We start from the raw sequence: 25,595 nt of genomic DNA, 5'->3' as shown, positions 1-25,595 counted from the left end.
CCGGCCCGCGGAGGCACCGCACCGGACGGCACGCCGGGGGCTTGCGCGACCCGCCCGCCAAAGCGAACAATTATTCGCTATGGAGTCCCGAGCCAGCTTCACCGCCGAGACGATGGCCCTGCAGCGGGCGTTCGAATCCCACCGCCCACCCGGGCGGCGGCTCTTCGACGACCCCTACGCGACCGCCTTCCTCCGCCCGTCCTTGCGCGTCCTCGCCGAGGCGGCGAGGCTCCCGCTGGTCAGGCACCTCGCCACCGGCCTCTACGACGCCGTCGCCGGGCCGGGGCCGCGCGCCTCCGGCATCGTGCGGACCAAGGTCATCGACGACGCCCTCGCCGAAGCCATGACCGGCGACACGCAGTGCGTCCTCCTCGGGGCCGGCTACGACACGCGCGCCCACCGGCTGGCCGCGCTCGCCGGCCGGGTCGTCTTCGAGGTCGACCACCCCGCCACCCAGGCCAGGAAGCGGGCCGTCCTGGGTACCGGTCCCCGCTACGTGCCCGTCGACTTCGAACACGACGACCTCGCCGGCAAGCTCGTCGAAAGCGGCTTCGACCTGCGGAAACCGAGTGTCTTCGGCTGGGAGGGCGTCACCAACTACCTCACCGCCGACGCCGTCGACGCGACCCTCGCCGCCGTGCACGGGCTCGGCGGCGACCTCATCTTCACCTACGTCGACGTCCGGGCCCTGCACGAGCCGAGCCCCTTCCCCGAGGCCCGCCGGTGGGTGCGGGCCGTCGCGCGGTCCGGCGAGCCGTGGACGTTCGGGCTGCTCCCCGGCGAAACCGGGGGTTTCCTGGCCGTACGCGGTTTCGACCTGGAGAAGGACGTCTCGGCCCACGACGCCGGCGGCGGCTCCCGGCTCTACCGGATCGCGATCGCCAAGAGGAGCGCGCGTGCCCCGCATCAGTGACGAGCGCCGCCAGGCGCAACGCCGGCGGATCCTCGACGCCGCGATGACCTGCTTCGAAAAGGCCGGTCCGGACGGCGCCTCCATGCAGGACATCGTCGCCGAGTCCGGGATGAGCGCCGGCGCCATCTACCGCTACTTCGACGGCAAGGAGGCGATCATCGAGGCGGTCGCCGCCGACCGGCACGAGCACGAGCGGGAGCTGGTCCGCGCCGCGATCGCCACCGGTGGCCCGGAGGCGCTGAACCAGTTCCTGAACGCCTACTTCGACTGGGTGGCCGACCCCGAGGAGGCGCGACGGCGGCGCGTCACCGTCCACGTCTGGGCCCGCGCCCAGCACGACGAGCGGCTCCGCCGGATCGTCACCGAGGGACTCGCCCCGCTCGGCGACGTCGGCCGCGCGCTGGCCGGCACCGGCCTGCCGGACGGCGTCGAGCCGGACATGTTCGCGCGCGTCCTGCTCGCGCTCATCCAGGGTTTCCTGCTCCAGCGCTCGTGGGAGCCCGACCTCGACCCGCAGCGCTACCGCGACACCGTGACCAGCCTCCTCGATCGGGTGTTGCCCCGGTGAGCGGCGCGCGTGCTAGCCTGTCGCCGTGCAGCGCCTCATGACGTCCTCGCGACTCGTAACCCGGCGCGCCGGCTGAACCCAGGTCGCCGGCGCGCAGCGTCGTCGATCGCGTTTTCCCGGGACCTGGCCCCGATCTCGTTCCTTCTTCGACTCGGGAGATCCGCCATGTCCACCTCTTTCGCCGTTCCCGCGCCCCGCTCGGCCATGCTGCTGCGGCGCCGCATCGCCGCCTACTTCGTCGGCGGTGCCGAAGAGATCCCGGCGCTCGTCCGCGCGCTCGACGGCCACCTCGTCCACGAACTGTCCGTCGACATCAAGGACGGCGTCCGCGAGAGCAGCATGGCCTGCGCCGTCCTGCTGGCCGCCGAGGAGACCGGGCCCCTGCTCGACCGGCTGCGCGAGCTGCCTGCGATCGTTTCGGCCGAGCTCGCCTAACTCCGCACCAGCGTCCGCGAGCGCATCGCGTTCGCGACCATCGCCACGCCTTCCTCGGTGAACAGCGACTCCGGGTGGAACTGCACCCCCTCGATCGGCAGCTCGCGGTGCCGGACGCCCATCACCTCCCCCGTCGACGACCAGGCCGTGACGACCAGGTCGGCCGGCAGGGTGGCCGGGTCGAGCACCAGGGAGTGGTAGCGCGCCACGGTCAGCGGGTTGCGCAGGCCGGCGAAGACACCGCGACCGTCGTGGACCAGGGGTGAGCACTTGCCGTGCATCGGCTCGGCCGCGTGCACGACGCGGGCGCCGAACGCCGCGCCGATCGCCTGGTGGCCGAGGCAGACCCCGAAGATCGGCACGCGCCCGGCCAGGCCGCGGACCAGCTCGACCGAGATGCCTGCGTCGACCGGGTCGCCGGGGCCCGGCGAGATCAGCACCAGCTCCGGCTCGAGCGCCACGACGTCGGCCACGGAGACCTCGTCGTTGCGGTAGACCTCGCATGACGCGCCGAGGTTTCCCAGGTACTGCACGAGGTTGTAGACGAACGAGTCGTAGTTGTCGAGCACGCAGATCACGCCGCCGCCCCCTCCATGGTCACGCCGAGGGCCCGCGCCCCGGACCCGAGCTTCGCCAGGCACTCCGCGTACTCCTCGGCCGGGTCGGAGTCGTGGACGATGCCGCCGCCCGCCTGCAGCCGGATTTCGCCGTCGCACCACACCATGCTGCGGATCGTCAGGTACAGGTCCACGTGGGACACCCCGAACGAGCCGACCGCGCCCGAGTACAGCCAGCGCCGCGCGGGCTCCAGGTCGTCGATGATCTCCATCGCGCGCACCTTCGGCGTGCCGGTCATGGTGCCCGCCGGGAACGTCGCCCGGATCAGCTCGGCGGTGCCGCGCTCGCGGGCGGGCTCGCCCCACACGTCGGACGTCAGGTGCATGACGTGCGAATACCGCTCGACCGCCATCAGCCGTTCCACCGAGACGGTGCCCGGGCGGCAGACCCGGCCCAGGTCGTTGCGGGCCAGGTCGACCAGCATCCGGTGCTCCGCCAGCTCCTTCACCGACGAGCGCAGGTCGTCCTCGGCGAGCCGGTCGGCGCGGCCGTCGCGGCCCCGCGGGCGGGTGCCGGCGAGCGGGCGGATCAGCGCCCGGCCGTTCGCCAGCGTCAGGCACGGCTCCGGCGACGCCCCCACGGCCTCGAACTCCGGTCCGCCGTACCAGAAGTGGTACGGGGACGGGTTGATCTCGGTCAGTCGCTTGTAGACGGCCAGCCCGTCCACGGTGGCCGGTGCTGTCCAGGGGTTGGACAGCACGAGCTGGAAGACGTCGCCGTCCAGGATGTGCTGCTGGGCGCACCGCAGGGCGTGGACGTACTCGTCGTACTCGAACCCGAACGTCCCGGTCCCGACCGCGACGGCGCCGAGCGGGGTGACGACGAGCCGGTCGAGTGTCCGGGCGACCTGCTCGGCCGCCCTGCGGGCGGCCGCGGGGGTCGTGCCCCGGCCGATCACCCGGCCCTCGGCGACCAGCACCTCGGGCAGGAAGAACTCGTACACCGGACGCCCGCTCGCCGCGTGCCGGCTGGGCAGCCGCTCGAAGTCGCGCGCGGCGTCGTAGGCCAGGAACCCGTACCAGGCCGCCTCGGCGCCGGTGGTGTCCGGCGGCAGGTCCAGCCCGGCCAGCAGGTCCACCGCCGCGGTGAGCGGGGCGGGCCCGTCGCCGCCGGGGTGCGACAGGACGGCGAGCTCGCCCGCGGCCAGCACCGCGTCGCGGCCGCCCGGCCCGGCGGTGAGCATGACGCGCCCGGCAGGCCGCAGGGCGGCGGCGGCCGCCACCGGGTCCACTGTGGTCGCCAACGGGACGACGTGGCGGTGCAGCCGGGCACCCGGCGACAGCGCGGACGTGATCATCGCGCGACCGCCGGCACCCGGAACTGCGTCCGCTCGTGGTCGCCGACGGGCTTGCCCATGGCGTAGCGGAACGCGGCGAGCTGGATCGCCCGCGGCGGGCAGCCTTCGACGAAGATGCCGAGGTCCCGGCTCTCGTACAGGCAGTTGCCGACGAGCACCACTTCGCCACGCAACGGCGGCACCTCGACCTGGGGCCCGGAGATGACCGTCAGCTCGCCGTCCCACTCGCACAGTTCCCCGGCCAGCGCCCGCATGGCCCCGGCGACGAACCGGCTGCACGCCGGGCAGGCGTTGTCGGCGTAGACGTGGATGCCCTCGCGGGGCACGACGATCTCGACCGGCGCCTTCACCATGTCGAACGCCAGCTCTTCGAGGGGTGTGCCGAGCAGCTCGATGTCTTCGAGCTCAAGGGGGCCCATCCCCCGCGCGTGCGCGTCCCGCAGGTACGCGACGCTGTCCGGGGCGAAGCCGGCCAGCGTGCCGACGGCGACGTCGAGCGCGACGGCGTTGCGGCTCGCGGCCAGGAAGCCGACCTCCCGGGCCTGCCCGTCCATCGGGTAGTTGCCCTCGATCACCGTGGTCCCGTCGCACACGACCAGGTCCTGCGGGCGCATCAGGTTGAGGTCCACAGTGGACTCGTCGACGCCCGCCATGTGCACGATCCGGGTCGTGTACCCGGGCAGCAGCCCGACCAGGTTCTTCATCGCGTTCGAGTAGACGACGCTCGCGTGGGTGCGCAGCTGCGGGACGCCGATGAAGTAGTCGCAGTCCAGAATCAGCTCGGGGACGGCGATCGGCACCCGCAGCGACGTCGCCCCGGGGATGCCGGTGATGCGCAGCGGCAGGTCGTCGAAGCTGACGACGCGGGCGTACTTCCCGGCTTCGTGGTCGCGCAGGATTTCGTAGATCGCGTGCGTGCGCTCGGCGATCACCGGCCGCGCCCCGTGCTCGGCGACGGCGCGGGCGATCGCGGCCAGCAGCGCCGGCCGCACGTGGAACCCGGGCGCGGTCTGGAAGAGGTTCGGCTTGATCAGCACCTCCGCGCCCGACGGCAGGCCGGACAGCGGGTCGCCGAGCAGGTCGAGCATCCGGGCCAGGCCGTCCGGCACGTCGGCGTCACCACCGACCGCCGTGAGCGCGACCTGCTGCTCAGACATGGGTGTCCTCCATCGCGATGACGCGCGCCGGGGCGGCTTCGGCGCCGGCGACCTTGGTCGGCAGCGCGATCAGCTGCACCACCTGCTGGGTCAGCTCGTGCATGTTGGTGACGTACTCCAGCAGCGGGATCCCGGCGGCGAGCAGCGCGTGGTGCACCGGGGACTCGGCGTCGCCGGGCCGTTCGGTGAGGCAGTCGAAGCCGATCAGGCACGCGCCGTTGTCGATGGCCCACTGCGCGGCCGACGGCGTCAGGTAGGGCGGGCGGTCCCAGTAGTCGGGCCGGCCCCAGTTGTGCCGCAGCCAGTCGGTGCGGATGAGCAGCCGGTCGCCGCGCTGCCACACCGGCCGCAGCGCCTTCTCCAGGTCCTCGCCGGTCACCTCGTCCAGCTCGCCCTTGTGCGAGAGGTCGGCGACGCAGGCGCGGCCGATCAGCGTGCCGAGGGGGACCTCGTCGATGCCTTCGGTGCCGGGGTAGAAGTGCAGCTTGTACTCCATGTGCGTCCCGTTGTGCGGGAACACGTGCAGGTACGAGAAGGTGCGCTTGGTGCCGTACGGGTCGGTCTCCGGCGTCATCGAGCGTTCGCTGACGAACTTCGGGAACCAGTCGGCGGGGTAGGACGGCATTCCGTCGTAGAAGCCGTGGGTGAGGTCGACGAGTCGGGGCACCGGGTTCTCCTTGCTCAGCAGGTGAAGAGGCAGGTGTTGCGGACGTCGGGGTTGTTGATCATCGTGATGACGGTGGTGCCGCCGGGCGGGATCGCGCGCACGCCGCCGCCGGAGAGGCCGGCCGGGGTCATGAACGCCGCCCACAGCGCGTACCACTCGGACCGCTCCCCGGTCTCGGGGTCGATCACCGTTTCCAGGTTGGGCCGCACGATCTCCTGGACGAGGGACCCGGTCCGCGAACCGGCTTCCAGGGTCTCCCGCCAGGTCGCCGCGTCGACCTCCGGGCCGATGACGACGCCCTGGCCGCCGTAGAGGCCGGTCGGCTTGAACACCAGCTGGTCCTGGCGCCGCACGCACTCTTCGATGCGCCCGGCGTCCGGGCCGGCGCCGGGGCGGCCGAGCATCCGGCACCACGGCAGCACGCGCTCGATCGCCGCCCGCTCGGCCGGCTCGAAGAGGTCCACGAACTCGGACAGCATCGCCAGCGTTCCCTTGTTGCTGAACACGTTCGTCGGCGTCCAGACCACGACCTGGCCGGCTTCGTGCGCGCGGAAGACCGGTTCCAGGAGGGCGTCGCAGTCCGGGTGCTCCAGCATCTCCTCGAGGCCGTAGTAGCGCAGGATGACGTCGGCCGCGGTGCCGTCGAGGTACGGCTTCCCGGACCGGAACTCCAGGTCGCCGATCTCGCCGACGCGGCAGGCGACGTCGTTTTCTTCCAGCAGCTCGGCGATCGCGCGCCGCTGGTGGCCGTACGTCGTCATCCCGCCGGGGCCTTCGACGATCGCCACCACCGGCTCGCCGGCCCCGATCGTCTTGCCCGCGTTGCGCAGGGCCTCGGCGAGGTCGGAGCCCATGTCGAGGAACCCGAGCCCGTGCTCGGCGGCGAACTCCGCGACCGCCGGGACCCGCAGGTACGCCTTGGGCAGCGTGCCCACCATGTCCAGGCCGCCGAGCGCGCTGCCGATGTTGTACTCCAGCAGCTTGAACGCCGAGCCGTCGTAGTAGACGTCGGCGCGGCCGTAGAGCGGCGGCGGTTCCTCGCCGAGCAGCCGGGTCATCAGCGCGGCGTGCCGGTCGTCGATGCCGAGCGACCGGCGGAACCGGTCGAAGTCGCCGTCGAACAGGCGCCGCGGCAGGCTGCCGACGAGCTCGTAGACGGTGACGAGGTCCCGGCCGAACGCCCGGTACTCCGCCTCGTCGACCACGATGGGCCGCGGCAGCAGCCGGGGCCAGGACAGGCGCTTGGTCTCCGACAGCTCGAGGCTCGCCCGCGCGTGGCGCAGCGGGCTGTCCGCCTCCTCGCACCCGGCGAGGTAGGCCTTGGTGATCCGCTCGGACCGTGCCGACATGGTTACCTTCCCAGTGGATTCAGGCGGAGACCGCGACGCGGGTCTCGCGCCGGGCCAGGATCGCCCGGTACTGCAGGATGATCACGACACCGAAGGCCAGGTAGATCCCCGCCATCCCGGCCATGCTCACCACCGCGCTCAGGCTGATCAGGATCGAGTTGACGATCTGGCCGAACCGGATGTGCAGGTAGTACGCGGCCAGGTACCGCGGCCGGCCGTCGTCCGGGGCCAGCTCGGCCAGCAGCGCCTGTTGCACCGGGAGGTTCATCAGCTCCCCGACGGTCAGCACGACGACGGCGACGAGCAGCAGCCACGCATCGTCGGTGACGGCCAGCACCGCGAACCCGCCCGCGTACAACGTGATGCCCGCGTACAACCGCGCGCGGTCCGGCATCCGCTTCAGCAGCGTGTTGACGACCAGCGCGAACGCGACGACCAGGACGGTGTTGACCGCCTTGAGGATGCCGAGCATCTCCACGCCGTCGACGGTCCCGAACGGGAACACCGGCTGGACCGGGAAGTCCGTCGACAGCCGGATCCCGATCGCGGTGCTCAGCTGCCCTTCCAGGGTCAGGATCAGCGTGGCGGCGATGATCAGCCGGCGGAACGTCGAGTCGGCCAGCACCACCTTGTAGCCCTGGGCGAACTGCGCGATCCCGGTGAGCTTGACCGGCGGCCGGGGGATCTCCGGCTTGGTCTCCGCCACCATCGTCACGGTGATCGTGAGGGCGAAGGCCATCCCGATCGCGCCGCCGAGGATCACCGCGCCGAAGTGCGAGCTGTACAGGAAGGCACCGAGCAGCGCGCCGGTGCCGAGCGCGAGGTTGATCACCCAGTAGTTGACCGTGTAGACGAACTTGCGCTGGTCCGGCGGGGTGACGTCGATGATCGTCGCGTCGTTGGCGGGCAGCGCGAGGTTAGTCCCGAACTTCACGATCGCGTAGCTGAAGTAGACGGCGAGCGCGCCCCAGCCGGAGTAGTGGGCGACGGCCATCAGCGCGAGGAACCCGGTGCCGACGACGTCGCCGATGACGAGCACCGGACGGCGTCCCCAGCGTTCGGACAGGTGCCCGCCCACCAGCATGCCGACCACCGCGAACGCGGCGAACACCAGGATCAGCGCGCCGGCCACGGCGACGCCCACGTGCGCCGCGAGGTAGATCGCGATGAACGTGAGGATCATCGCGTCGATCAGCTTGTGCACGAACGCGAGCCCGATCCGGATCCGGACGTTGCGGTGCAGGGCGAAGAAGCTCCTCATCGAACCTCCACCTCTATCAGGGAGCGGACGTGGTCCGCGCGGGCTTGGGCCTGTCCGGCGTCTTCGGAGCCGGTGAGGATCACGAAACCGTGCCGGGTCTTGGAGCTGACTGTCTCCGGCAGGACGTCTCCGGGGGCGAAGGGGAAGCTCAGGGTGTCCACATAGTCCAGTGCGCGGGCCTGCTCGAGACCGGTCACTTTTCGCAGAACTCCGGTGGGGAAGGAGAAGTACGCGATGTGCCCCACCGAGCCGTCCGGCTCCGGCAGGGACGTCCGCCCGGCGAGCGCGGCGAACATCGCGCGCTTGACGTCGAAGCCGCGGGCGTGCCGGATGATGTCCGGGATCTTGTCCCCGCCCAGCCGGGCCTGCGACTCGACGATCCGCGGCCCGTCGGCGGTGAGGATGACCTCGGTGTGCGCCGGGCCGCACTGGTAGCCGACGGCGTCGAGCAGTTCGACCGCGAGCGCGGCGACCTCCCGTGTCTCCGCCGTTTCCGGCTCGCCGAAGAGGTGCCCTCGCTCGACGAAGTGCGGCAGCGGGCCGAGCAGCTTGCGCGTCACGCCGATGACGTGGTGCTCGCCGCGCACGGTCATCGTCTCGACGCTGAACTCGGGGCCGCGCAGGTACTCCTCGACCAGCAGCGGCCCGGAGTAGGCCAGCGCGGCCAGCTCGTCGCCCCAGGCGGGCAGCTCGGCCGGGTCGGTGAGCAGCCGCGTCCCCCGGCTGGCCGACAGCGCGGCGGGCTTGACCACGACCGGCAGCGTGAAGCCGGCGAGCAGCGGCTCGACGTCCTGCCAGCGGTCCGCGGTGGCGAACCGGACCGTCGAGATGCCCTTGTCGCGCAACAGGGTGCGCATGGCGAGCTTGTCGTTGAGCAGGAACACCGAGTGCGGCGAGTTGACCGCCGCGCCCAGTTTGTCGGCGACCTCGTAGGCGAGCTGCATGCTCTCCTCGCTGCCGACGTGCCAGACGTGGCGGGCGCCGGTTTCCCGAACGGCCGCGCGGATCGCTTCGGCGTAGGCGGCGCGGTCGGTGAAGTCGACCAGCCACAGGCTCTCGGCGAGGCTCTCGACCTCCTTGAGGTACGCCGGCGCGTCCGCGCCGAACAGCCGCGTCGCCTCGGCCGCGTCCCAGATCGCCGTGATCCGGAAGCCCTCCGCCCGCGCTTTGCCGAGGTATGCCTTGTACGGCATCACCATCACGAGGTTCGGCATGTCTTCTCTCCCTGTCCGGGCATCGGTGTCCCCAGCTTCGCCGACGCGGCCATCAGCGGACCATCGGCGGCGCATCGGCGCGGGTGCCGACGACGACCTGCTGGGCGGCGGCCTCGGCGATCCGGCCCGCCAAATAGGCGTCGGAGGCCGTCGCGAGGACGAGCCCGACCCGGTCTTCGTTCACCCGCAACGGATCCACCCGCCCGCCGGGTCCGACGGACACGACGGCTTCGCGGACCCCGGGCAGCGCCGCGGCGATGTCCAGTCCGCTCACTTCCGTCACGACGCCGGGATCGGCGGTCAGGTAGCGGATCGCCGCACCGCCCGCCGGCTCGGTGACGACGTCGCCGGCGGGCTCGCCGAGGTACTGGCGGAGCAGCAGCTCCATCGTGGACACCCCGAAGCTGAGGTCCATCAGCTCGGTGATCCGGTCACCGGCCGGCCGCGGGTTGATCTCGATCAGCTTCGGGCCCGCGCCGGTGTACTTGATCTCGACGTGCGCGATGCCGAGGTCGAAGCCGACCGCCGTGGTCGCGGCCACCGCGGCCTCCTCCAGCTCGAGCCGGACCGGGTCCGGCAGCGCCGTCGGGAAGCTGTGCCCCAGCTCGACGAACCGGTTGCGGCCGCCGAGGATCTTGTCGGTCACCCCGAGCACGCGGACGGTCCCCGCTTCGGCCAGCACCTCCACGCTCACCTCGAACCCGACGAGGCACTCCTCGACGAGCACCTCGGGCGAGCGGGCCTGGCCGCGGCGGTTGGTCGTCGCGGACCGGATCGCCGTGAACGTCCCGGTCACCTCGTCCGGCGTGGTGCAGCGGACGACGTGCGCGCCGCTGGTTTCGTCGACCGCCTTCACCACGCACGGCAGCCCGATCTCTTCGGCGGCGCGTGCAGCCTGCTCGGCGGTGGTGACGACGCGGAACTCCGGCACGGGCACCCCGCGTCCGGCCCAGCGACGCCGTTGCGCGGCCTTGTCGCGGGCGATCCGGACGGCGGCCGGGTCCGGCCCGGGCAGGCCGAGCTGGCGGGCCGCTTCGGCGGCCTGGATGACTTCGTACTCGGCCACCGAGAGCAGGGCGTCGAGCGGCTTGGCGGCGTCGACGGCCTTGACCGCCTCCAGCAGCGGTTCCAGCTCGTGGGTCGGGCAGGACACGACCTCGTCGACGCACGTTTCCAGTACCTCGGTGCCGCCCGGCGTCGCGTGGTAGCGGTCCAGCCCGCAGCTGAAGAAGGTGACGTGCAGGCCCAGTGCGCGCGCCGCCCGCAGGGCGTCGAACCCGGATCCGGACCGGTTCGACTCGACGAACCCGATACGTCTCATGTCCGTTCCCTCACTCGTAACTCAGGCCCGGCGTCCGGGCGCGCTTCAGCTCGAAGAAGTGCGGGTTCCGCGCGAGCGCGACCACTCCGTCGAAGAGGTCCACCGCGTCCGCGCCCCGCGGGATGGCGTTGAGCACGGGACCGAAGAAGCCGGTGCCGTCGACGTGGATCGCCGGGGTGCCGAGGTCCGCGCCGACCGGGGCCAGCGCCTCGGCGTGGCTCTTGCGCAGGGCCTCGTCGTACTCGGTGCTCTCCATCGCGTCGATGAGCCCGGCGGGCAAGCCGACCTCGGCCAGCGCCTGCGCGACGACGCCGGGGAAGTCCTTGTCGCGTCCCTTGTGGATCCTCGTGCCGAGCGCGGTGTAGAGGTCGCGCAGGACCTCCTCGCCGCGCTGCTGGGCGGCGGCGACGCAGACGCGGACCGGGCCCCACGAGCGGTCGCAGAACTCGCGGTACCACGGCTCGATCTCGCGCTCCTCGTTGAGCACGCCGAGGCTCATCACCCGGAACCGCAGGGCGAGTTCACGCTGCCGTTCGACTTCGAGGATCCACCGCGAGGTGATCCAGGCGAACGGGCAGGCCGGGTCGAAGTAGAAGTCGACTCTGGGGGACACGGGGTTCCTCTCGGTGCAGGGGTCGTGAGTGAGAAACAGGGTTGGAACACCGTTTCTCACTCACGACCCGGGGTGACGGCGTGCAGCCAGCCGAACTCGTCGGGCGCCTGGCCGTACTGGACGTCGAGCAGCGCGTTCAGCAGGCGGCGGGTGACCGGGCCGGTGGTGCCGTCGCCGACCGCCCACTCGCCGTCCGGGGTCACGGCGTGCCCGACCGGCGTGACGGCGCGCGCGGTACCGCACGCGAACGTCTCGGTGATGCGCCCCTCCCGGCAGCCGCGCGCCCAGTCGTCGAGGGCGACCGGCTCTTCGGCGACGCTCAGGCCGAGCCGCCCGGCGAGCCGCAGGATCGAGTCGCGGGTGATGCCGGCCAGCAGCGTGCCGCTCAACGGCGGCGTGACGAGCCGGTCGCCCTCGACGAAGAACAGGTTGGAGCCGCCGACCTCCTCGACGTACCGGCGCTCGCGCGCATCCAGCCAGACGACCTGGTGGCAGCCGTGTTCGGCAGCCTCCCGCTGCGCGACGTACGACCCGCCGTAGTTTCCGCCGCACTTGATCGTGCCGGTGCCGCCGCCGGCCGCGCGGACGTACTCCGGCGACGCCCACAGCCGGATCGGGGCCGGCTCGGCCGCGGCGGGCCGGGCGGGGCTGCCGATCACGGCGAACAGGTACTCCTCGGCCGGCCGGTTGGACAGGTGCGTCTCGGCCGCGATCATGAACGGCCGCAGGTAGAAGCTGTGGCCGCGCGCGCCCGGCACCCAGTCGCCGTCGACGCGCAGCAGCGCCTCCGCCGCCGCGACGAAGTCCGCCTCGGCCAGCTCGGGCATGGCCATCCGGCGGGCCGACCGCGCGAACCGGGCGGCGTGGTCGCGGGGCCGGAAGAGCACCCGCCGCCCGTCCGCGCGCCAGAATGCCTTCAGCCCTTCGAAGATCGTCTGTCCATAGTGGAACGCCATGGTGGCGGGGTGCAGGGTGAACGCGGCGAGCGGCCCGGTCCGGGCGTCGTGCCAGCCGCGGGCGGCGCTCCACCGCGCGGTCACCATGTGATCGGAGTAGAGCGAGCCGAAGCCGGGCATGCGCAGCAGTTCTTCGCGCTGTTCGGCGGGCATCGGCTCGACGCGCTCGGGCGCGAACTCCAGGCTGGTCATGAGCGCTCCTCGCGTTCGTAGCGGGCCAGGGCCCGGTCGGCCAGGGGGCCGGCGAGCCCGGTGTAGGCCGCCGGGTCCAGCAGGCCCGGGGGAACGCCGACGCCGAGCAGGTCGGCCAGGTCCGCCCCGGTGCGTTCGGCTTCGGCGGACGCCTCGGCCAGCAGGCGCTTCGCCGCGGCCTTGCCGAGCTTCGGCGCCAGGACGGCGTTGACGCGCTCGGAGACGATCGCGCCCCGGGTGAGCCGCAGGTTCGCCGCCATCGCTTCGGGGCGCACCCGCAGGGTTTCGGCCAGGCGGACGGCGTTCGCGGCGGCGCCGGCCGCGATGCGCAGGGCGTCCTGCAGCGGTTGCCATTCCGCGTGCCAGCCGCCGGACGAGCGTTCGTCCTCGGCGGTCATCGACTGGAAGAGCACGACGGCGAGCGGCGGCAGCTGCCGGGCCGCGGTCGCCACCAGCGTCGCGAACACCGGGTTGTGCTTCTGCGGCATGGCCGAGGACGCCCCGCGGCCCGGCACCCGCTCCTCGCCGACCTCGCCGATCTCGGTGCGCGACAGCACGAGGACGTCCGCGGCGATCTTGCCGAGCGCGCCGGTGGTGACCAGCAGCGCCGACGCGACGTCCGCGATCGGTGTCCGGATCCCGTGCCACGGCAGCACTTGCGGGGCCAGCCCCAGCTTTTCCGCCACGCGGTCGGGCAGCTCCGGCGAGCCGGGGCCGTACTCCTGGTAGGCGGCGAGCGTCCCCGCCGCGCCGCCCAGCGAGACCGGCAGGCCCGCTCGGGCCCGGCGCACCCGCTCGACGGCGTCGAGCACGAGGTGCAGCCAGGTCGCCGCCTTGAGCCCGAACGTGACCGGCACGGCGTGCTGGGTCAGCGTGCGCCCGGCCATCGGCGTGTCCCGGTGCGCCCGGACGTGCCCGGCCAGGCTCCGCGCGGTGGTCAGCAGATCGCGCTCGACGCGGTCGAGGACGGCCGCGCACAGCAGCATCAGGGCGGTGTCGAGGATGTCCTGGCTGGTGCTGCCCCGGTGCACGTACTCGGCGGCGGCCGGGTCGACCGCCGCGGTGAGCCCGGCGACGAACGCGACCACGGGGTTCGCCGTCTCCCGGACGCCCTCGGCGATGGCCGCGGCGTCCAGGTTCTCCGGGACGGCGGCGGCGCGGATGGCCTTGGCCGCGGTTTCGGGGATCACGCCCAGCTCGGCCTGAGCCTCGGCGAGCGCGACCTCGGTGTCGAGCATCGCGGTCAGCAGCGCACGCTCACCGACGAGCTCGGCGGCGCCGGTCGCGGCCCACGCGGGGGCGAGCAGCTCACTCATGCGGTCCTCTCCAGGTCGGCGCGCGCCGCGGCGATGCGCAGGCACGAGCGGGCGATCGCGTCCGCGTCGCCGAGGATCACCGAGTTGACGCCGGGCCGGATGCCCGCCGCGGTCACCCAGTGCACGGCTTCCGTCGGCACGCCGAACGCGAACCGCCGCGGGTGCGGGCGGTCGCCGGCGTCCAGTACGTGGTACGGCCGGCGCGTGACCGCCAGGCCGCCGGTCTCGAACTCCCCGATGCGGTACGGGCGGCACTCCCCGCGCGCCAGCAACGCACGCAGCAGCGGGTCCGTCGTCCGCCGCAGGTCGGTGTCCGGCAGGCGGGCCTCGATTAGCGCCTTCGCACGGACGACGACGTCGGGGCACGCGGCCGACCGCGCGACGAACCGGCCGCCGGAGCCCTCGATCCGCAGGTCCGGGCCGAGAACTTCGAGCACGCCCGCGTCCAGGAGCGCGCCGAACTGCTCGACGCGCTCGGCGGGCGGCCCGATCGACAGGTACGCGTTGAGCGGCATGTACCACCGCCGCAGGTCGTCGCGGTAGGAGGCGCCGGTGATCCCGCCGTGGTCGACGACCAGCCGGATCTCGTTGCGCAGGTCGCGCAGGACGTCCGTGGCCGCCTTGAGCGGGCCGGTCACGTTGCCCTTGCGCGCCTCCGCCAGCTCGGTGTCCACAGAGGACCGCAGCCAAGCGCGGAAGGTCGCCGTCGACGCGAGGTCGGCGGCCGGGTAGGGCCTCGCGATCCGCCGCCAGTCCCAGCCGCGGTCGAGCCCGAACTTGGCCAGGACGATCCGCTGGGCCTCGGTCTCCCGCACGGCCAGCGGGTCGCCCTCGAGCGGCACCTCGGCGGGCCCGGCCGCCGCGAACGCCTCGGTGAACTCCCCGGCGTCGCAGGCGCACCCCCGCTCGCGCACTCGGGCCGCGTAGAAGACCGTGCGGACCTCCTGGTCGATCAGCGGCCAGACGTCGCGGCGGAAGTCGGCACCGTCCCGCAGCCTGCCGATCACCTCGGCCGTGAGGAACCGCGGTTCGTGCCGGCCGGAAGCACCCTTCTCGTTGCGGGCGCGGGCCTGGTACGGAACCCCGCGCCGCGACCCGGCGACCAGCCGCGGTTCGCGGCCGGACGGCACGTACTTCAGCGTGCCGCCCGGCTCGCGGGTGAACTCGCCGCCGCGCCCGAGGGTGAGCAGGGCCAGGTGGTCGAAGAAGTTCAGGCCCATCCCGCGCAGGAGCACCGGCTCCCCCGCGGGCACGTCCGCCGGTTCGTCGGCCGGGTTGCCCGGCGGGAAGTAGCGCAGGCCGTGCCGCTCGGCGTACCCGTTCAGGTCCGCTTCGGCCGGGCTGAGCTCGTGCGGCTGGTGCCCCAGCGCGAGCACGACGGCGGCCAGCCCGCCGACGGTCGTGCCGTCGTCCAGCAGGACGTCCTGCCGGCCGTCGGGGGCGTCCCGGACGTCCACCGCCAGCGCCTGGTGGGCCACGAACCGCAGCGAGGGCGGTGCGGTCCGGGTGATCCGCCGCCGCGTCCAGCGCAGGTAGCTGCCGTAGAACGCCCGCGACGGGTAGTCGTCCGGGCCCAGTGCCTCCGCTTCGGCCCGGACGGCGTCCGGCACGGCCGGGCTGCCGAGCAGGGCGATCGAGCGCGCCCACTCGTACAGGCTCGGGCCACGCACGACCGGACCCGCGCAGTCGACGGTCTCGTCGACGAACATCGTCACCTGGCCGGCGACGGTGTTCATCAGCAGCAGGCGGTCCTGCGTGCTGCGCCACACCTGGCCGCCGTCGGCCAGCCGCGGGTCGACGAGGTGCACCACGAGCCGGTGGCCCCGCGGCACGAGCGCGCCCACGTTGGCGCTCAGCCGTTCCGCGACCGACAGCCCACGCGGGCCGAGCCCGACCACGGCGATCTCCGACGTCTCCCCGAACACTGTCTCCTGCTCCCGTACGGGTCGTGAGTGGTTAGGGCGGTTAGAACCGCCCTAACCACTCACGACGGTTGGTCAGCGTCTCTGCAGGCTCCGGCCCAGCCCGGCCGCGGCGCCGGCGAGCCGGGTCATCAGCCCGGCGAACTGCTCCGGCCGCAGCGCCTGCTTCGCGTCGCACAAGGCCTCCTCCGGCCGGACGTGGACGTCGACGAGCAGCGCGTCCGCCCCGGCCGCGATCGCGGCGAGCGACAGCGGTTCCACCAGCTCCGGCCGGCCGCCCGAATGGCTCGGGTCGACGATGACCGGCAGGTGGGTGCGCTGCTTCCACAGCGCCACCGCCGTCAGGTCGAGCGTGAACCGCGACGACGGCTCGAACGTGCGGATGCCGCGTTCGCACAGCACCACCTGGTCGTTGCCCTCCATGAGCAGGTACTCCCCGGCGGCGAGCGTCTCCTCGACGGTGCAGCCGAACCCGCGCTTGAGCACGACCGGCAGGCCGCTCTGGCCCACCGCGCTCAGCAGCGCGAAGTTCTGCATGTTCCGCGCACCGATCTGGAAGCCGTCCACGACTTCGGCCAGCCGCTTGACGTGCTCGGGGTCGACGACCTCGGTCACGAACGGCAGGCCCGTCTTCTTCCGCGCCTCGACGAGCAGCTCGAGCCCGGTGAACCCGAGGCCCTGGAACGAGTGTGGCGACGTCCGCGGCTTGAAGACCCCGCCGCGCAGGCCGACGGCACCGTACTCGGCGACGAGCTCCGCCGTGGCGAGCATCTGCTCCGGCGTCTCGACCGCGCACGGGCCGGCGATCACCACGACCGAGCCGTCGCCGATCGTGGTGGGGCCGAGGGCGACCTCGGTGCCGGCCGGGCGGATCTCCCGGCGGCCCAGCCACGGCTCACCGCCCCGCGGCACGCGCCGGGTCGGGACCGGCAGGTCCGCCGCCGCGGCGAGCAGATCGGCATTGTCCACTCCGGACACCGGCAGGACGTGACTGGCACCGAGCCGGTACATCTGCGTCGGCGTACCCGCGGACTCCAGGTACCGCAGCCAGCCGTCGACCCGGGCGCGGGTCACGGTCTCATCGAACACGAGCAGGGCGTCTTGGTCGGTCACGGCGATCTTCTCTTCTCGAAGGAGGCTCACACCAGCGCGTCGCTGGTGGCGAGGCTTTTGCCCCGGCGGTCACGGACGTGGACGGCGAGGTCCTTGTACTTGTCCCGGAGGAAGCGCTTGAGCGACTTCCCGGTGACCCCGAGCGGGAAGTCGTCGCCGCCGGTGGCGACCTCGACGACGGACAGCTCGGGCTTCCCGTGCGCCCGCAGGGCTTCGTTGGCCGCGAACAGCACCTTCTCGGCGTCCACGTCCCGGCCGGTCACGACGGCCACGGCCACCTTTTCCCCGCCGTAGCCGCCGGCCACGACGGTGCAGTCCTCGACGCCGGCGACCTCGTTGAGGATGAGCTCTTCCATCTGCACCGAGTAACCGGGCCCGGCGGCCGTGTGCACGACGTCGACCGCGCGGTCGACCTGGTAGAAGTTGCCCTCTTCGTCCCGGTAGGCGACGTCCCCGGTCAGCCAGTACCCGGCGAGCTTGCTGCGGTAGTAGGTGTCCTGGTTGCCCCAGTACCCGACGGTCATCGACGGCGGTTTCGCGCCGAGGAAGCCGTATTCGTAGGGTTCGGCGAGCGTGCCGTTCTCCCGCACGATCGCGACCTCGGCGTACCCGACCGACTTGCCGACGCAGCGGTCGTTGCGCTCGGTCGCCAGGGTGCGCGGCTGCATGAGCACGCCCCAGCCCAGCTCGGTGGTGCCGAGCCGGTCGAGGAACGCGGCCGGCGGCAGCTCCGGCGACCGGCGGCCGAGGATGTTCTTCAGGTGCCGCTCGTGGATGGCGTCCGCCATGGACACCCAGATGTTGACCGAGTCGAGCGCGCCCTTCGGTGTCTCGATGGCCGCGAGCTCCGGGTAGGCGTGGCCGAACGCCATGACCATGCTCGGCTTGTGCGTCTCGACGGCCTCGGCGAGCTCGGCGCCGGTGACGTCCCGGTGCACGACCATCGGCTGGCCGCCCAGCACGGCGTAGGCGTTGAACGACACACAGCCCTGGTGCGACTGGGGAAGCGCGTTCAGGATGAGCGCGTCCGGCTCTTCCCGGTAGTTCACCGCCCGCCACTTCGGGCCGTCCAAAATGGTCTTGCTGGTGTGGATGACGGGCTTCGGCAGGCCGGTGGTGCCGGAGGAGTGCATCAGGCCGACGGGGTCGTCCGGGTGATGGCGGAACCGGTCGGCGTCCGGCAGGACCGCCGGCGGCGGCCCCGCCTGGTCGGTGTGGACCCACTCGAGGTTCAGCCGGTCGAGGTCCGGCGCGACCCGGGCGAGGCGCTCCGCGTCGGTGTAAAGGCCGATCGCGCCGCTGCGCTCGATCAGGGCGGCCGCGCTGTCGCGCTTCGCGTTGCTGTTGATCAGCATGGAGATCGCGCCGATCTGCGCGAGCGCCGAAAGGTGCAGGAAGTACTGGATGGAGTCCGGCGGGAAGACGGCGACCCGGTCGTGCGGCCGCACGCCCTGCTCGAGGTACCAGACCGACCAGCTCTGCACGAGGTGGTCGAGGTCCCGCAGGCTGAACCAGTGCTTCGTTCCGCCGTCGGTGTACGGGATCGGCGTGAGCGAGTGGATGAAGGGCTCGTCCGGGTACGGGTTGAGCTCGAGCATCGCGGGCAGCAGGTTTCCCCCGCCGATGCTCGGATCGGCGAGCACCCGGGCGCGCAGCTCGGGGCTCAGGACAGTCTTGTGGGTGAACTCCATGGCATCACTTTCTGCTGCGGGACCGCGGCTTCCGACTCCACGACCGAGGATGCCGGTCCGGTCCATCGGCGACGCATCGGTGCTGCATCGGCGGCGATGGCGTTGCGGGACAACGGATATTGCCGTGACGAAGCGGGGTCACGCGGTCACCGACGGCGGCTTTCCCGCCGGGGTGCGGACGACTGGACGACACGGCGTCCGGCACCGTGCCGTCCGTGCGGGTACGGCGGAATGCCGGCGGGGAAAGCGGTTCAGCCGACGCTGCACTCCAGCTCGGCGACCGGGGTCAGCGCCGTCCGGCCGAACGTCGTCAGCACCGACTCGTGCTCCGCCGCCTTCGCGCGCGCGTGCTCGCGGACCAGGTCGTGGAAGTGGTACCGCCCCGCGGCCCGCTGGCGCAGCACGTGCGCGTCGAACAGCTCCTCCAGCAACCGCTCCGCCTCCGGCACCGGCTCTCCCAGCAGCAGTGCCGCGTCGGCCGCGTCGAGCTCCTCACCGGCGAACGCGCCCAACGCCCGGAACAACCGGCGCTGCGCGGCCGGCAACCGCTCGTAGGACACTTCGAACCGCGACGCCACACTGCGATCCTCGAGGCTCAGCTCGGCGAGCCGCGTGACGCGGTCACGCAGCCGGAACGCCAGGTCGTCGAGGGACCACGCCGGACGGTTGTGGAACCGGCACGCCGCGATCGCGACGGCCAGCGGCAGGTACCCGCAGAGCTCCACGACCTCCGCGACCGCGTCCGGCCGCGCCGCCGTGCGGTCCGTACCCGCGATCCGGACGAACAGCGCCGCCGCCTCCGACGGCGTGAACACGTCCAGCGACCGCGACGTCACCCCGTCGAGGCCGGCCAGGCGACGGCGGCTGGTGATGATCACCTGCGCCTTCCCCGTGCCGGGCAGCAACGGGCGGACCTGCCGCGCGTCGAGGGCGTTGTCCAGCACCACGAGGACCCGCCGCTCGGCGAGCTCCGCGCGCCAGCGCGCCGCGCGCTGCCTGCTGTCCCCGGGGATCCGGTCCGGCGCCAGCCCGAAGTCGAGCAGCAGCCGCTCCAGCGCCGCGTCCGGGTCGAGCGGCTCCTGGCCCGCCGTGTGCCCGTGCAGGTCGATGTAGAGGTGTCCCTCCGGAAACCGGTGCGCCAGCTGGTGGGCGAGCCGGACGGCCAGCGTCGTCTTGCCCGCGCCCGCCATCCCGTCGATCGCCAGGATGCTCAGCGCGGTGCCCGCCGGCCGGGTCGCGGACAGGGACCGCAGCTCCTCGGCGCGGCCGGTGAAGTGGGCGGTGTCGTACGGCAGGAACGACCGGCCCGGCGCGGGTTCGGGCCGGCGCTTCGGCCGGTCGTCGCGCAGGATCCGTTCGTACAGCTCCCGGATGCTCGCCCCGGGGTCGACACCCAGCTCGTCACGCAGCTTCCGCCGGCCCTGCTCGTACACGGTGAGTGCATCGGGCGTGCGGCCACACCGGTGCAGGGCCAGCATCAGCAGCTTGCGCGTCTCCTCCCGCAGCGGGTGCCGCGAGACGAGCTCGCCCAGCTGCGGCACGAGCGCCGACGCCTCGCCGCCGTCCAGGCGCAGCCCGATGAGCCGTTCGGTCGCGGCCAAGCGGTTCTCCTCGAACCGCGCGGCGACGATCTCGAACACCGGGTTGTTCAGCCCCGACAGCGCGGGCCCGTTCCACAGCGCGAGCGCGGCCTCCAGGAGCTCGATGGCCGCAGTGGCGCGGCCGGCGGCCGACGCCGCGGAGGCCGACGCGACCATCGCGGTGAACCGGTGCGCGTCGACGTCCTGCGGGTCCACCGTGATGCGGTAGCCGGGACCGTCCTTGACGACGATGTGCTTGGCCGCCCCGAAGCTGCGTCTCAGCGCGGCGACGGCGTTGTGCAGCTGTCTTCGCGCGGTCACCGGCGGCTCGCCGTCCCACATGGCCTCCAGCAGCCGGTCGGCGCCGACCACCCGGTTCGCGCTGAGCAGCAGCATCACCAGCAGCCGCTGCTGGCGCAGGCCGCCGAGGTCCACCCGCTCGCCGTCACGCTGGACCCGCAAGGTGCCGAGCAACTCGAAGTACATTCGATCCTCCCCCACCGTACGCGCCCGGCTACCGTTCGCAGCAGCCGCGCGCCGAACCCGGGAAAACATAGCCGAAAAATGCGCTCGGCAAGGCCGAATAACCGAAACGATGCTTTCGGCACGGCATCCGCGAATGATCGACTCGGACCGTACACGAATCGTCGCAATTGGCCGCCGAACAAATCCAACGCGATACCCGCGGGTTCGGTATGTGGTTTTTTCATACCCCGTTCGGCGGCGGCATAATTCACCACGGTGAACGCGCGCGCGAATAGCCTAGGGCGGCGGCGCGAGCGCGGGCGCGCGGTAGGCCGCGACCACCCCCGGCCCGCTCAGGCCGAGGCCGGTCAGCTCACCCACCACGGCGGCGGCGAGCCCCGGCCGCGCTTCGACGGCCGTGTGCGAAGGGCCATCCACCTCCACCCGGAATCCCCGGCCCAGCAGGCGGACGCGCAGGTCACGAGGGCGGATCCCCGCCTCGGCCAACCGCGCGCCCACCGCGATCTCGGCGCGTTCCACCAGTCCCAACCTCCCTAAAGAGACGGGCACGCCCACGGAGATACGTGACGCCAGGCAAGGCGTCGACGGCTTGTCGGCCACGGGCAGCGACCATGCGGCGGCCAGCGCCCGGACGTCGTGCTTGCCCAGGCCGGCCCCGGCCAGCGGCTCGACCACGCGCAGCTCACGGGCCGCGCGCAGGCCGGGGCGGTGCAGGGCGCGGTGGTCGTCGGCGTGCGTCCCGGTCGCCACGTGCGCGAACCCGCGCCGGAGCGCGAGCCCGCCGATCGCGCCCAGTACCGCCTGTTTACAGAAGTAGCAGCGGTCGCCGGCGTTGTCCCGGTATCCGGGAACGGCCAGCTCGGCGGTCGAGACCTCGGCCAGCTCGACCCCGAGGCCGGCCGCGATCCCCCGCGCGGCAACGAGTTCCGCCCGCGCGAGGCTGGGCGAGTCGGCGATCGCGGCCAGCACGCGCCCGGCGGGCAGCGCCCGCACGGCCGCGGCCAGCACGACCGCCGAGTCGACGCCGCCGGAGAACGCGATGGCCACGCTCCCGAGCGCGCGGACCTCGGCCAGCAGCCGCTCTTCGATTCCGGTGGCCATTACGCCGTCCCCGCTGGTCGTGCGGGCGCGGTGATCCAATTTCGGCAAAAGAACAGCACTTGTCCTCCGCTCGAGGCGTCTTGCGTACGGTAAGTCGATCGCGACGGGTCCACCCAGTCAACCCATTGCCGTATTCGTGCGGCATCCCCCGGGAACAGTTTACATACGACGCGCCGGAAGGCTAACGTGTCGAAGGTGGTATCGACTGGGGTTACGGCGGCGGAGACCGCCGATCTGGGATTCGCGCGATTGGACCTCGACCGCGCCGTCCGGACGGGGGATCCGGAAGTGGTGTTCGGCGCGGGAAAGACGCCCGAACAGATCACGGCCGCACTCGCGCGGCTGCACGAAGCCCATCCCGGACGCGCGGTGCTCGCCACGCGCGTCGGCGAAGAGGCGCGGCAGCTGTGCCGGGAACGCCTGCCGGAGGCCGGTATCGACGACGCCGGCCGCACGGTGACGCTGGGGACGGTGCCGCCGCCACGGGGCCGCGTGGCCGTCGTGTGCGCGGGGACCTCGGACCTGCCCGTCGCCCGCGAATGCGCGACGACGGTGGCGGTCTTCGGCGCGGAGCCGGATCTCGTCGTCGACGTCGGCGTGGCCGGGCTGCACCGGCTGCTGGCCGAACGCGACCGGATCGCGAGCGCGGACGCCGTCGTGGCGATCGCCGGGATGGAGGCCGCGCTGCCCACCGTCCTCGGTGGCCTGTGCGGCACGCCGCTGATCGCCGTGCCCACGAGCGTCGGCTACGGCTGGCACCTCGACGGCCTGACCGCGTTCCTCACGATGCTGAACAGCTGCGCCCCGGGTGTGGTGACGGTCAACATCGACAACGGCTTCGGCGCGGGCGTCGCCGCGGCCCGCGTCGCCCGGCAGTCGGTGGCACCGTGACCGTCGCGTGGATCGACGCCGGCAACGGCTGTGCCGGCGACATGCTGCTGGCCGCGCTGGTCGACGCGGGCGCGGACTTCGACGTGATCGGCGAAGGACTGGCCCGGCTGCGCGTCGACGACGTCCGGCTGACCGAGGAGGTGGTGCGGCGCCACGGGTTGCGGGCACGGCGGATCGTCGTCGAGGCGCCCGAGACGCGACACGCCCGTCACCTCCCGGAGATCCTCGGCCTGATCGGGTCTGCCGGACTGCCCGCCGCCGTGGAACGCTTCGCCACCAAGGTGTTCGGCACGCTGGCCGACGCGGAGGCCGCCGTGCACGGCATCGAGCGGGATCACGTGCACTTCCACGAAGTCGGCGCGCTGGACGCGATCGTCGACATCGTGGGCTGCGCGCTCGGCCTGGACTTGCTGGGCCTGCTGGATGCCGGCGTGACGGTCTCGCCGATCGCCGTCGGCGGTGGCACGGTGACCGCGGCGCACGGCCGGCTCACCGTGCCACCGCCCGCGGTGCTCGCGCTGCTCACCACCGCGGGCGCCCCGGTCGCCGCGCACCCGGCGGCCCGCGAGCTGTGCACCCCGACGGGCGCCGCGCTGCTCGTCACGCTGGCCGGCGCGTACGGCCCGATGCCGGCCTGCGTGCCGGTCAAGGTCGGCGTCGGCGCGGGCACGGCCGATGCGCCCGGGCACGCGAACATCGTCCGCGTGGTCGTCGGCTCGGCCGTGGAGCCGGACCGGACGTGGGTGCGCGCGACGATGACCGTCGTCGAGACCACGGTCGACGACCTCGATCCCCGGCTCTGGCCGGAAGTCCTGGCCGCGTTGCGCGGCGCGGGCGCGGCGGACGCGTGGTGCGCGCCGGTGACCGCCCCGAAGGGCCGGCCGGGCATGGTCTTGACGGCTTTGGCGGCGGACGACCGCGTCGACGGCGTCTGCGCGGCGGTGTTCGCCCACACCTCGACGCTGGGGGTGCGGCTGTCTCCCGTCGAACGGCGGTCGCTGCCGCGCGACAGCGTCACAGTGGACTACCGCGGGCGGCCGGTGAGCGTGAAGCGCGGGTTCCTGAACGGGGTCGTCGTGACCGCGCAGCCGGAGTACGAGGAAGTGAAGGCCGCGGCGGAGGCCACCGGGCAGCCGCTGCGCCGCGTGCTCGAAGAAGTTCGAGTGCTATCTTCGCAGTGAAGATCTCGGGAGGAGACCCTCGTGGCAGGTGACGTCGACATCTCCGGGTAGCTCCGGAGCACGCAGGCCCCCGGCAGTGCCGGTGCGGGCCGCGTTCGACGTCCCCCTTTTTCTTCGCGCCACATCGAGGTCTTCGCCATGCCCGAAATCGTCCTGTCCGGCCTGTCCTTCTCGTGGCCGGACGACACCCCCGTCTTCGACCGCCTGTCCGCCACCTTCCCCGGCGGCCGCACCGGGCTCGTCGCCCCGAACGGCTCCGGCAAGACGACGCTGCTGAAGCTCGTCGCCGGCGTGCTGAAGCCGTCGGCGGGCAGCGTCACCGCCGACGGCGTCCTCGGCTACCTGCCGCAGGACCTGCCGCTGAGCGGGGAGCCGTCCGTCGCCGAAGTCCTCGGTATCGCACCGGTTCTGCAGGCCATCGCGGCCGTCGAGTCCGGTGACGCCGCCGAAGCGCACTTCACCGCCATCGGCACCGACTGGGACATCGAGGAACGCACGCGCGCCCAGCTCGGCCGGCTCGGCCTCGCCGAGCTGACCCTGGACCGGTCGCTGAGCACGGTGTCCGGCGGCCGGATCGTTTCGCTGGGCCTGGCCGCGCAGCTGCTCAAGCGGCCGGACGTGCTGCTGCTCGACGAGCCGACCAACAACCTCGACCTCGAGGCCCGCCGCAAGCTGTACGCCGTGCTCGACGACTGGTCCGGCTGCCTCGTCGTGGTCAGCCACGACCGCGCGCTGCTCGACCGGATGGACCGGATCGCCGAGCTCGACCGGGGCGAGATCCGGTTCCACGGCGGGAACTTCACCTCCTACGTCGAGGCCGTCGACGCCGCGCGTGAAGTCGCCGAGAAGAACATCCGCAACGCCGAGCAGGAGGTCAAGCGCGAGAAGCGGGAAATGCAGCAGGCCCGCGAGCGCGCCGCCCGCCGCGCGAGCACCGCGTCGCGCACCCTCGGCAACGCCGGGCTGCCCAAGATCTTCGCGGGCACCATGAAGCGCAACGCCCAGGAGTCGGCGGCCAAGGCGGACGGCACGCACGCGGCGCGCGTCGGCGCGGCCAAGGCGAAGCTCGACCAGGCCGAGCGGGCCCGGCGGGACGAGCAGAAGATCGGCCTGGAGCTCCCGCGGACGGAGGTCCCGGCAGGCCGCACGCTCTTCCTCGGCGAGGGCCTGCGGGTGCGCGGTCTCTTCCCGGCCGGCGTCGACCTGGCGATCCGCGGCCCCGAGCGGATCGCGCTCACCGGCCCCAACGGCGCCGGGAAGTCCACGCTGCTGCGCCTGGTGAAGGGCGATCTCGTGCCCGACAGCGGTTCCGTGTCGCGGGCGGACGGCCGGATCGCGTTCCTCTCCCAACGTCTCGACCTCCTGGACGACGACCGCACGGTGGCCGAGAACCTGGCCGCGGCCGCCCCCGCGTTGCCGCCGGCGCAGCGGATGAACCTGCTGGCGCGCTTCCTGTTCCGCGGCTCGCGGGTGCACCTGCCGGTCGGTGTCCTCTCGGGCGGGGAACGGCTGCGCGCCACGCTCGCCTGCGTCCTGTTCGCCGAACCCGCGCCGCAGCTGCTGTTGCTGGACGAGCCGACGAACAACCTCGACCTCGTCAGCACGGGACAGCTGGAGAGCGCGCTGACGGCGTTCCGCGGCGCGTTCGTCGTCGTGAGCCACGACGAGCGCTTCCTCGACCGGATCGGGATCGACCGGTGGCTGCGGCTGGAAGACGGTGACGTACAAGGGTGACGTCGCGCGACGGTCGCCG

22 protein-coding genes are annotated in these 25,595 nt (G+C 72.7%); 6 read left to right on the top strand and 16 right to left on the bottom strand.

What is annotated here, in order from left to right:
• Window positions 1–79 precede the first annotated feature (79 nt).
• The 3 genes from QRX60_RS22525 (at window position 80) to QRX60_RS22515 (ending at window position 1,916) form a co-directional block, all read left to right on the top strand.
• Window positions 80–913, top strand: coding sequence for a class I SAM-dependent methyltransferase (locus QRX60_RS22525; protein ID WP_286002742.1), 834 nt, complete (start codon window positions 80–82; stop codon window positions 911–913).
• Window positions 897–1,481 (top strand): TetR/AcrR family transcriptional regulator, encoded by a 585-nt coding sequence (locus tag QRX60_RS22520; RefSeq protein WP_286002741.1) that lies wholly within the window; start codon window positions 897–899, stop codon window positions 1,479–1,481. The genes QRX60_RS22525 and QRX60_RS22520 overlap by 17 nt, the downstream gene beginning before the upstream one ends.
• Window positions 1,482–1,646: 165 nt before the next feature.
• Window positions 1,647–1,916 (top strand): hypothetical protein, encoded by a 270-nt coding sequence (locus QRX60_RS22515; protein WP_286002740.1) that lies wholly within the window; start codon window positions 1,647–1,649, stop codon window positions 1,914–1,916.
• Here QRX60_RS22515 and QRX60_RS22510 read toward each other — a convergent pair.
• The 16 genes from QRX60_RS22510 to QRX60_RS22435 form a co-directional block, all read right to left on the bottom strand.
• The gene (locus tag QRX60_RS22510; RefSeq protein WP_286002739.1) at window positions 1,913–2,494 is read right to left on the bottom strand and encodes an anthranilate synthase component II; all 582 of its coding nucleotides are present in this window, start codon (window positions 2,492–2,494) and stop codon (window positions 1,913–1,915) included. The two genes, QRX60_RS22515 and QRX60_RS22510, sit on opposite strands and share 4 nt — an antisense overlap.
• Window positions 2,491–3,831, bottom strand: a complete 1,341-nt coding sequence (locus tag QRX60_RS22505; protein ID WP_286002738.1) for an anthranilate synthase component I family protein — start codon at window positions 3,829–3,831, stop codon at window positions 2,491–2,493. The genes QRX60_RS22510 and QRX60_RS22505 overlap by 4 nt, the downstream gene beginning before the upstream one ends.
• A complete protein-coding gene (locus QRX60_RS22500) occupies window positions 3,828–4,988 on the bottom strand; it encodes a DUF362 domain-containing protein (RefSeq protein WP_286002737.1) in 1,161 nt (386 codons plus the stop codon). The genes QRX60_RS22505 and QRX60_RS22500 overlap by 4 nt, the downstream gene beginning before the upstream one ends.
• Window positions 4,981–5,655 carry a cyclase family protein gene (locus QRX60_RS22495; RefSeq protein ID WP_286002736.1) on the bottom strand — a complete coding sequence of 225 codons (675 nt, stop codon included), beginning with the start codon at window positions 5,653–5,655 and terminating at the stop codon, window positions 4,981–4,983. The genes QRX60_RS22500 and QRX60_RS22495 overlap by 8 nt, the downstream gene beginning before the upstream one ends.
• Before the next feature lie 14 nt (window positions 5,656–5,669).
• Entirely contained in the window at window positions 5,670–7,004 is a 1,335-nt protein-coding gene (locus QRX60_RS22490; protein ID WP_286002735.1) for a glutathionylspermidine synthase family protein, read from the bottom strand.
• 19 nt (window positions 7,005–7,023) lie between these two features.
• Window positions 7,024–8,265, bottom strand: a complete 1,242-nt coding sequence (locus tag QRX60_RS22485) for an MFS transporter (protein WP_286002734.1) — start codon at window positions 8,263–8,265, stop codon at window positions 7,024–7,026.
• Window positions 8,262–9,479 carry an ATP-grasp domain-containing protein gene (locus QRX60_RS22480; protein ID WP_286002733.1) on the bottom strand — a complete coding sequence of 406 codons (1,218 nt, stop codon included), beginning with the start codon at window positions 9,477–9,479 and terminating at the stop codon, window positions 8,262–8,264. Before QRX60_RS22480 ends, QRX60_RS22485 begins: the two co-directional genes overlap by 4 nt.
• Before the next feature lie 52 nt (window positions 9,480–9,531).
• Window positions 9,532–10,800 carry an ATP-grasp domain-containing protein gene (locus tag QRX60_RS22475; RefSeq protein ID WP_286002732.1) on the bottom strand — a complete coding sequence of 423 codons (1,269 nt, stop codon included), beginning with the start codon at window positions 10,798–10,800 and terminating at the stop codon, window positions 9,532–9,534.
• Between the two features lie 10 nt (window positions 10,801–10,810).
• Window positions 10,811–11,413: a mycothiol-dependent nitroreductase Rv2466c family protein gene (locus QRX60_RS22470; protein ID WP_286002731.1), complete on the bottom strand. Its 603-nt coding sequence runs from the start codon at window positions 11,411–11,413 to the stop codon at window positions 10,811–10,813.
• Between the two features lie 56 nt (window positions 11,414–11,469).
• Window positions 11,470–12,561, bottom strand: coding sequence for a branched-chain amino acid aminotransferase (locus QRX60_RS22465; RefSeq protein ID WP_286002730.1), 1,092 nt, complete (start codon window positions 12,559–12,561; stop codon window positions 11,470–11,472).
• Window positions 12,558–13,877, bottom strand: a complete 1,320-nt coding sequence (locus QRX60_RS22460; RefSeq protein ID WP_286002729.1) for a class-II fumarase/aspartase family protein — start codon at window positions 13,875–13,877, stop codon at window positions 12,558–12,560. Before QRX60_RS22460 ends, QRX60_RS22465 begins: the two co-directional genes overlap by 4 nt.
• Window positions 13,874–15,802, bottom strand: a complete 1,929-nt coding sequence (locus tag QRX60_RS22455) for an FAD/NAD(P)-binding protein (protein ID WP_286002728.1) — start codon at window positions 15,800–15,802, stop codon at window positions 13,874–13,876. The genes QRX60_RS22460 and QRX60_RS22455 overlap by 4 nt, the downstream gene beginning before the upstream one ends.
• Before the next feature lie 72 nt (window positions 15,803–15,874).
• Window positions 15,875–16,912 (bottom strand): 3-deoxy-7-phosphoheptulonate synthase, encoded by a 1,038-nt coding sequence (aroF, locus tag QRX60_RS22450; protein ID WP_286002727.1) that lies wholly within the window; start codon window positions 16,910–16,912, stop codon window positions 15,875–15,877.
• Window positions 16,913–16,938: 26 nt separating this feature from the next.
• Window positions 16,939–18,603, bottom strand: a complete 1,665-nt coding sequence (locus tag QRX60_RS22445; protein WP_286002726.1) for a class I adenylate-forming enzyme family protein — start codon at window positions 18,601–18,603, stop codon at window positions 16,939–16,941.
• A gap of 251 nt (window positions 18,604–18,854) precedes the next feature.
• A complete protein-coding gene (locus QRX60_RS22440) occupies window positions 18,855–20,669 on the bottom strand; it encodes an AfsR/SARP family transcriptional regulator (protein WP_286002725.1) in 1,815 nt (604 codons plus the stop codon).
• 276 nt (window positions 20,670–20,945) lie between these two features.
• The gene (locus QRX60_RS22435; protein ID WP_286002724.1) at window positions 20,946–21,770 is read right to left on the bottom strand and encodes an adenine nucleotide alpha-hydrolase family protein; all 825 of its coding nucleotides are present in this window, start codon (window positions 21,768–21,770) and stop codon (window positions 20,946–20,948) included.
• Window positions 21,771–21,965: 195 nt separating this feature from the next.
• Here QRX60_RS22435 and larB point away from each other — a divergent pair, with 195 nt between their 5' ends.
• From larB to QRX60_RS22420, 3 genes are all read left to right on the top strand, one after another.
• Window positions 21,966–22,661 (top strand): nickel pincer cofactor biosynthesis protein LarB, encoded by a 696-nt coding sequence (gene larB, locus QRX60_RS22430; protein WP_286002723.1) that lies wholly within the window; start codon window positions 21,966–21,968, stop codon window positions 22,659–22,661.
• Window positions 22,658–23,842 (top strand): nickel pincer cofactor biosynthesis protein LarC, encoded by a 1,185-nt coding sequence (larC, locus tag QRX60_RS22425; protein ID WP_286002722.1) that lies wholly within the window; start codon window positions 22,658–22,660, stop codon window positions 23,840–23,842. The genes larB and larC overlap by 4 nt, the downstream gene beginning before the upstream one ends.
• Window positions 23,843–23,980: 138 nt before the next feature.
• Entirely contained in the window at window positions 23,981–25,576 is a 1,596-nt protein-coding gene (locus QRX60_RS22420; protein WP_286002721.1) for an ABC-F family ATP-binding cassette domain-containing protein, read from the top strand.
• Window positions 25,577–25,595 lie beyond the last annotated feature (19 nt).

The organism is Amycolatopsis mongoliensis, assembly GCF_030285665.1.
GTDB classification, from domain to species: Bacteria; Actinomycetota; Actinomycetes; order Mycobacteriales; family Pseudonocardiaceae; genus Amycolatopsis; species Amycolatopsis mongoliensis.
Note: the sequence above shows the minus strand (reverse complement) of the source record. Positions and strands in the feature narration are given on the sequence as shown.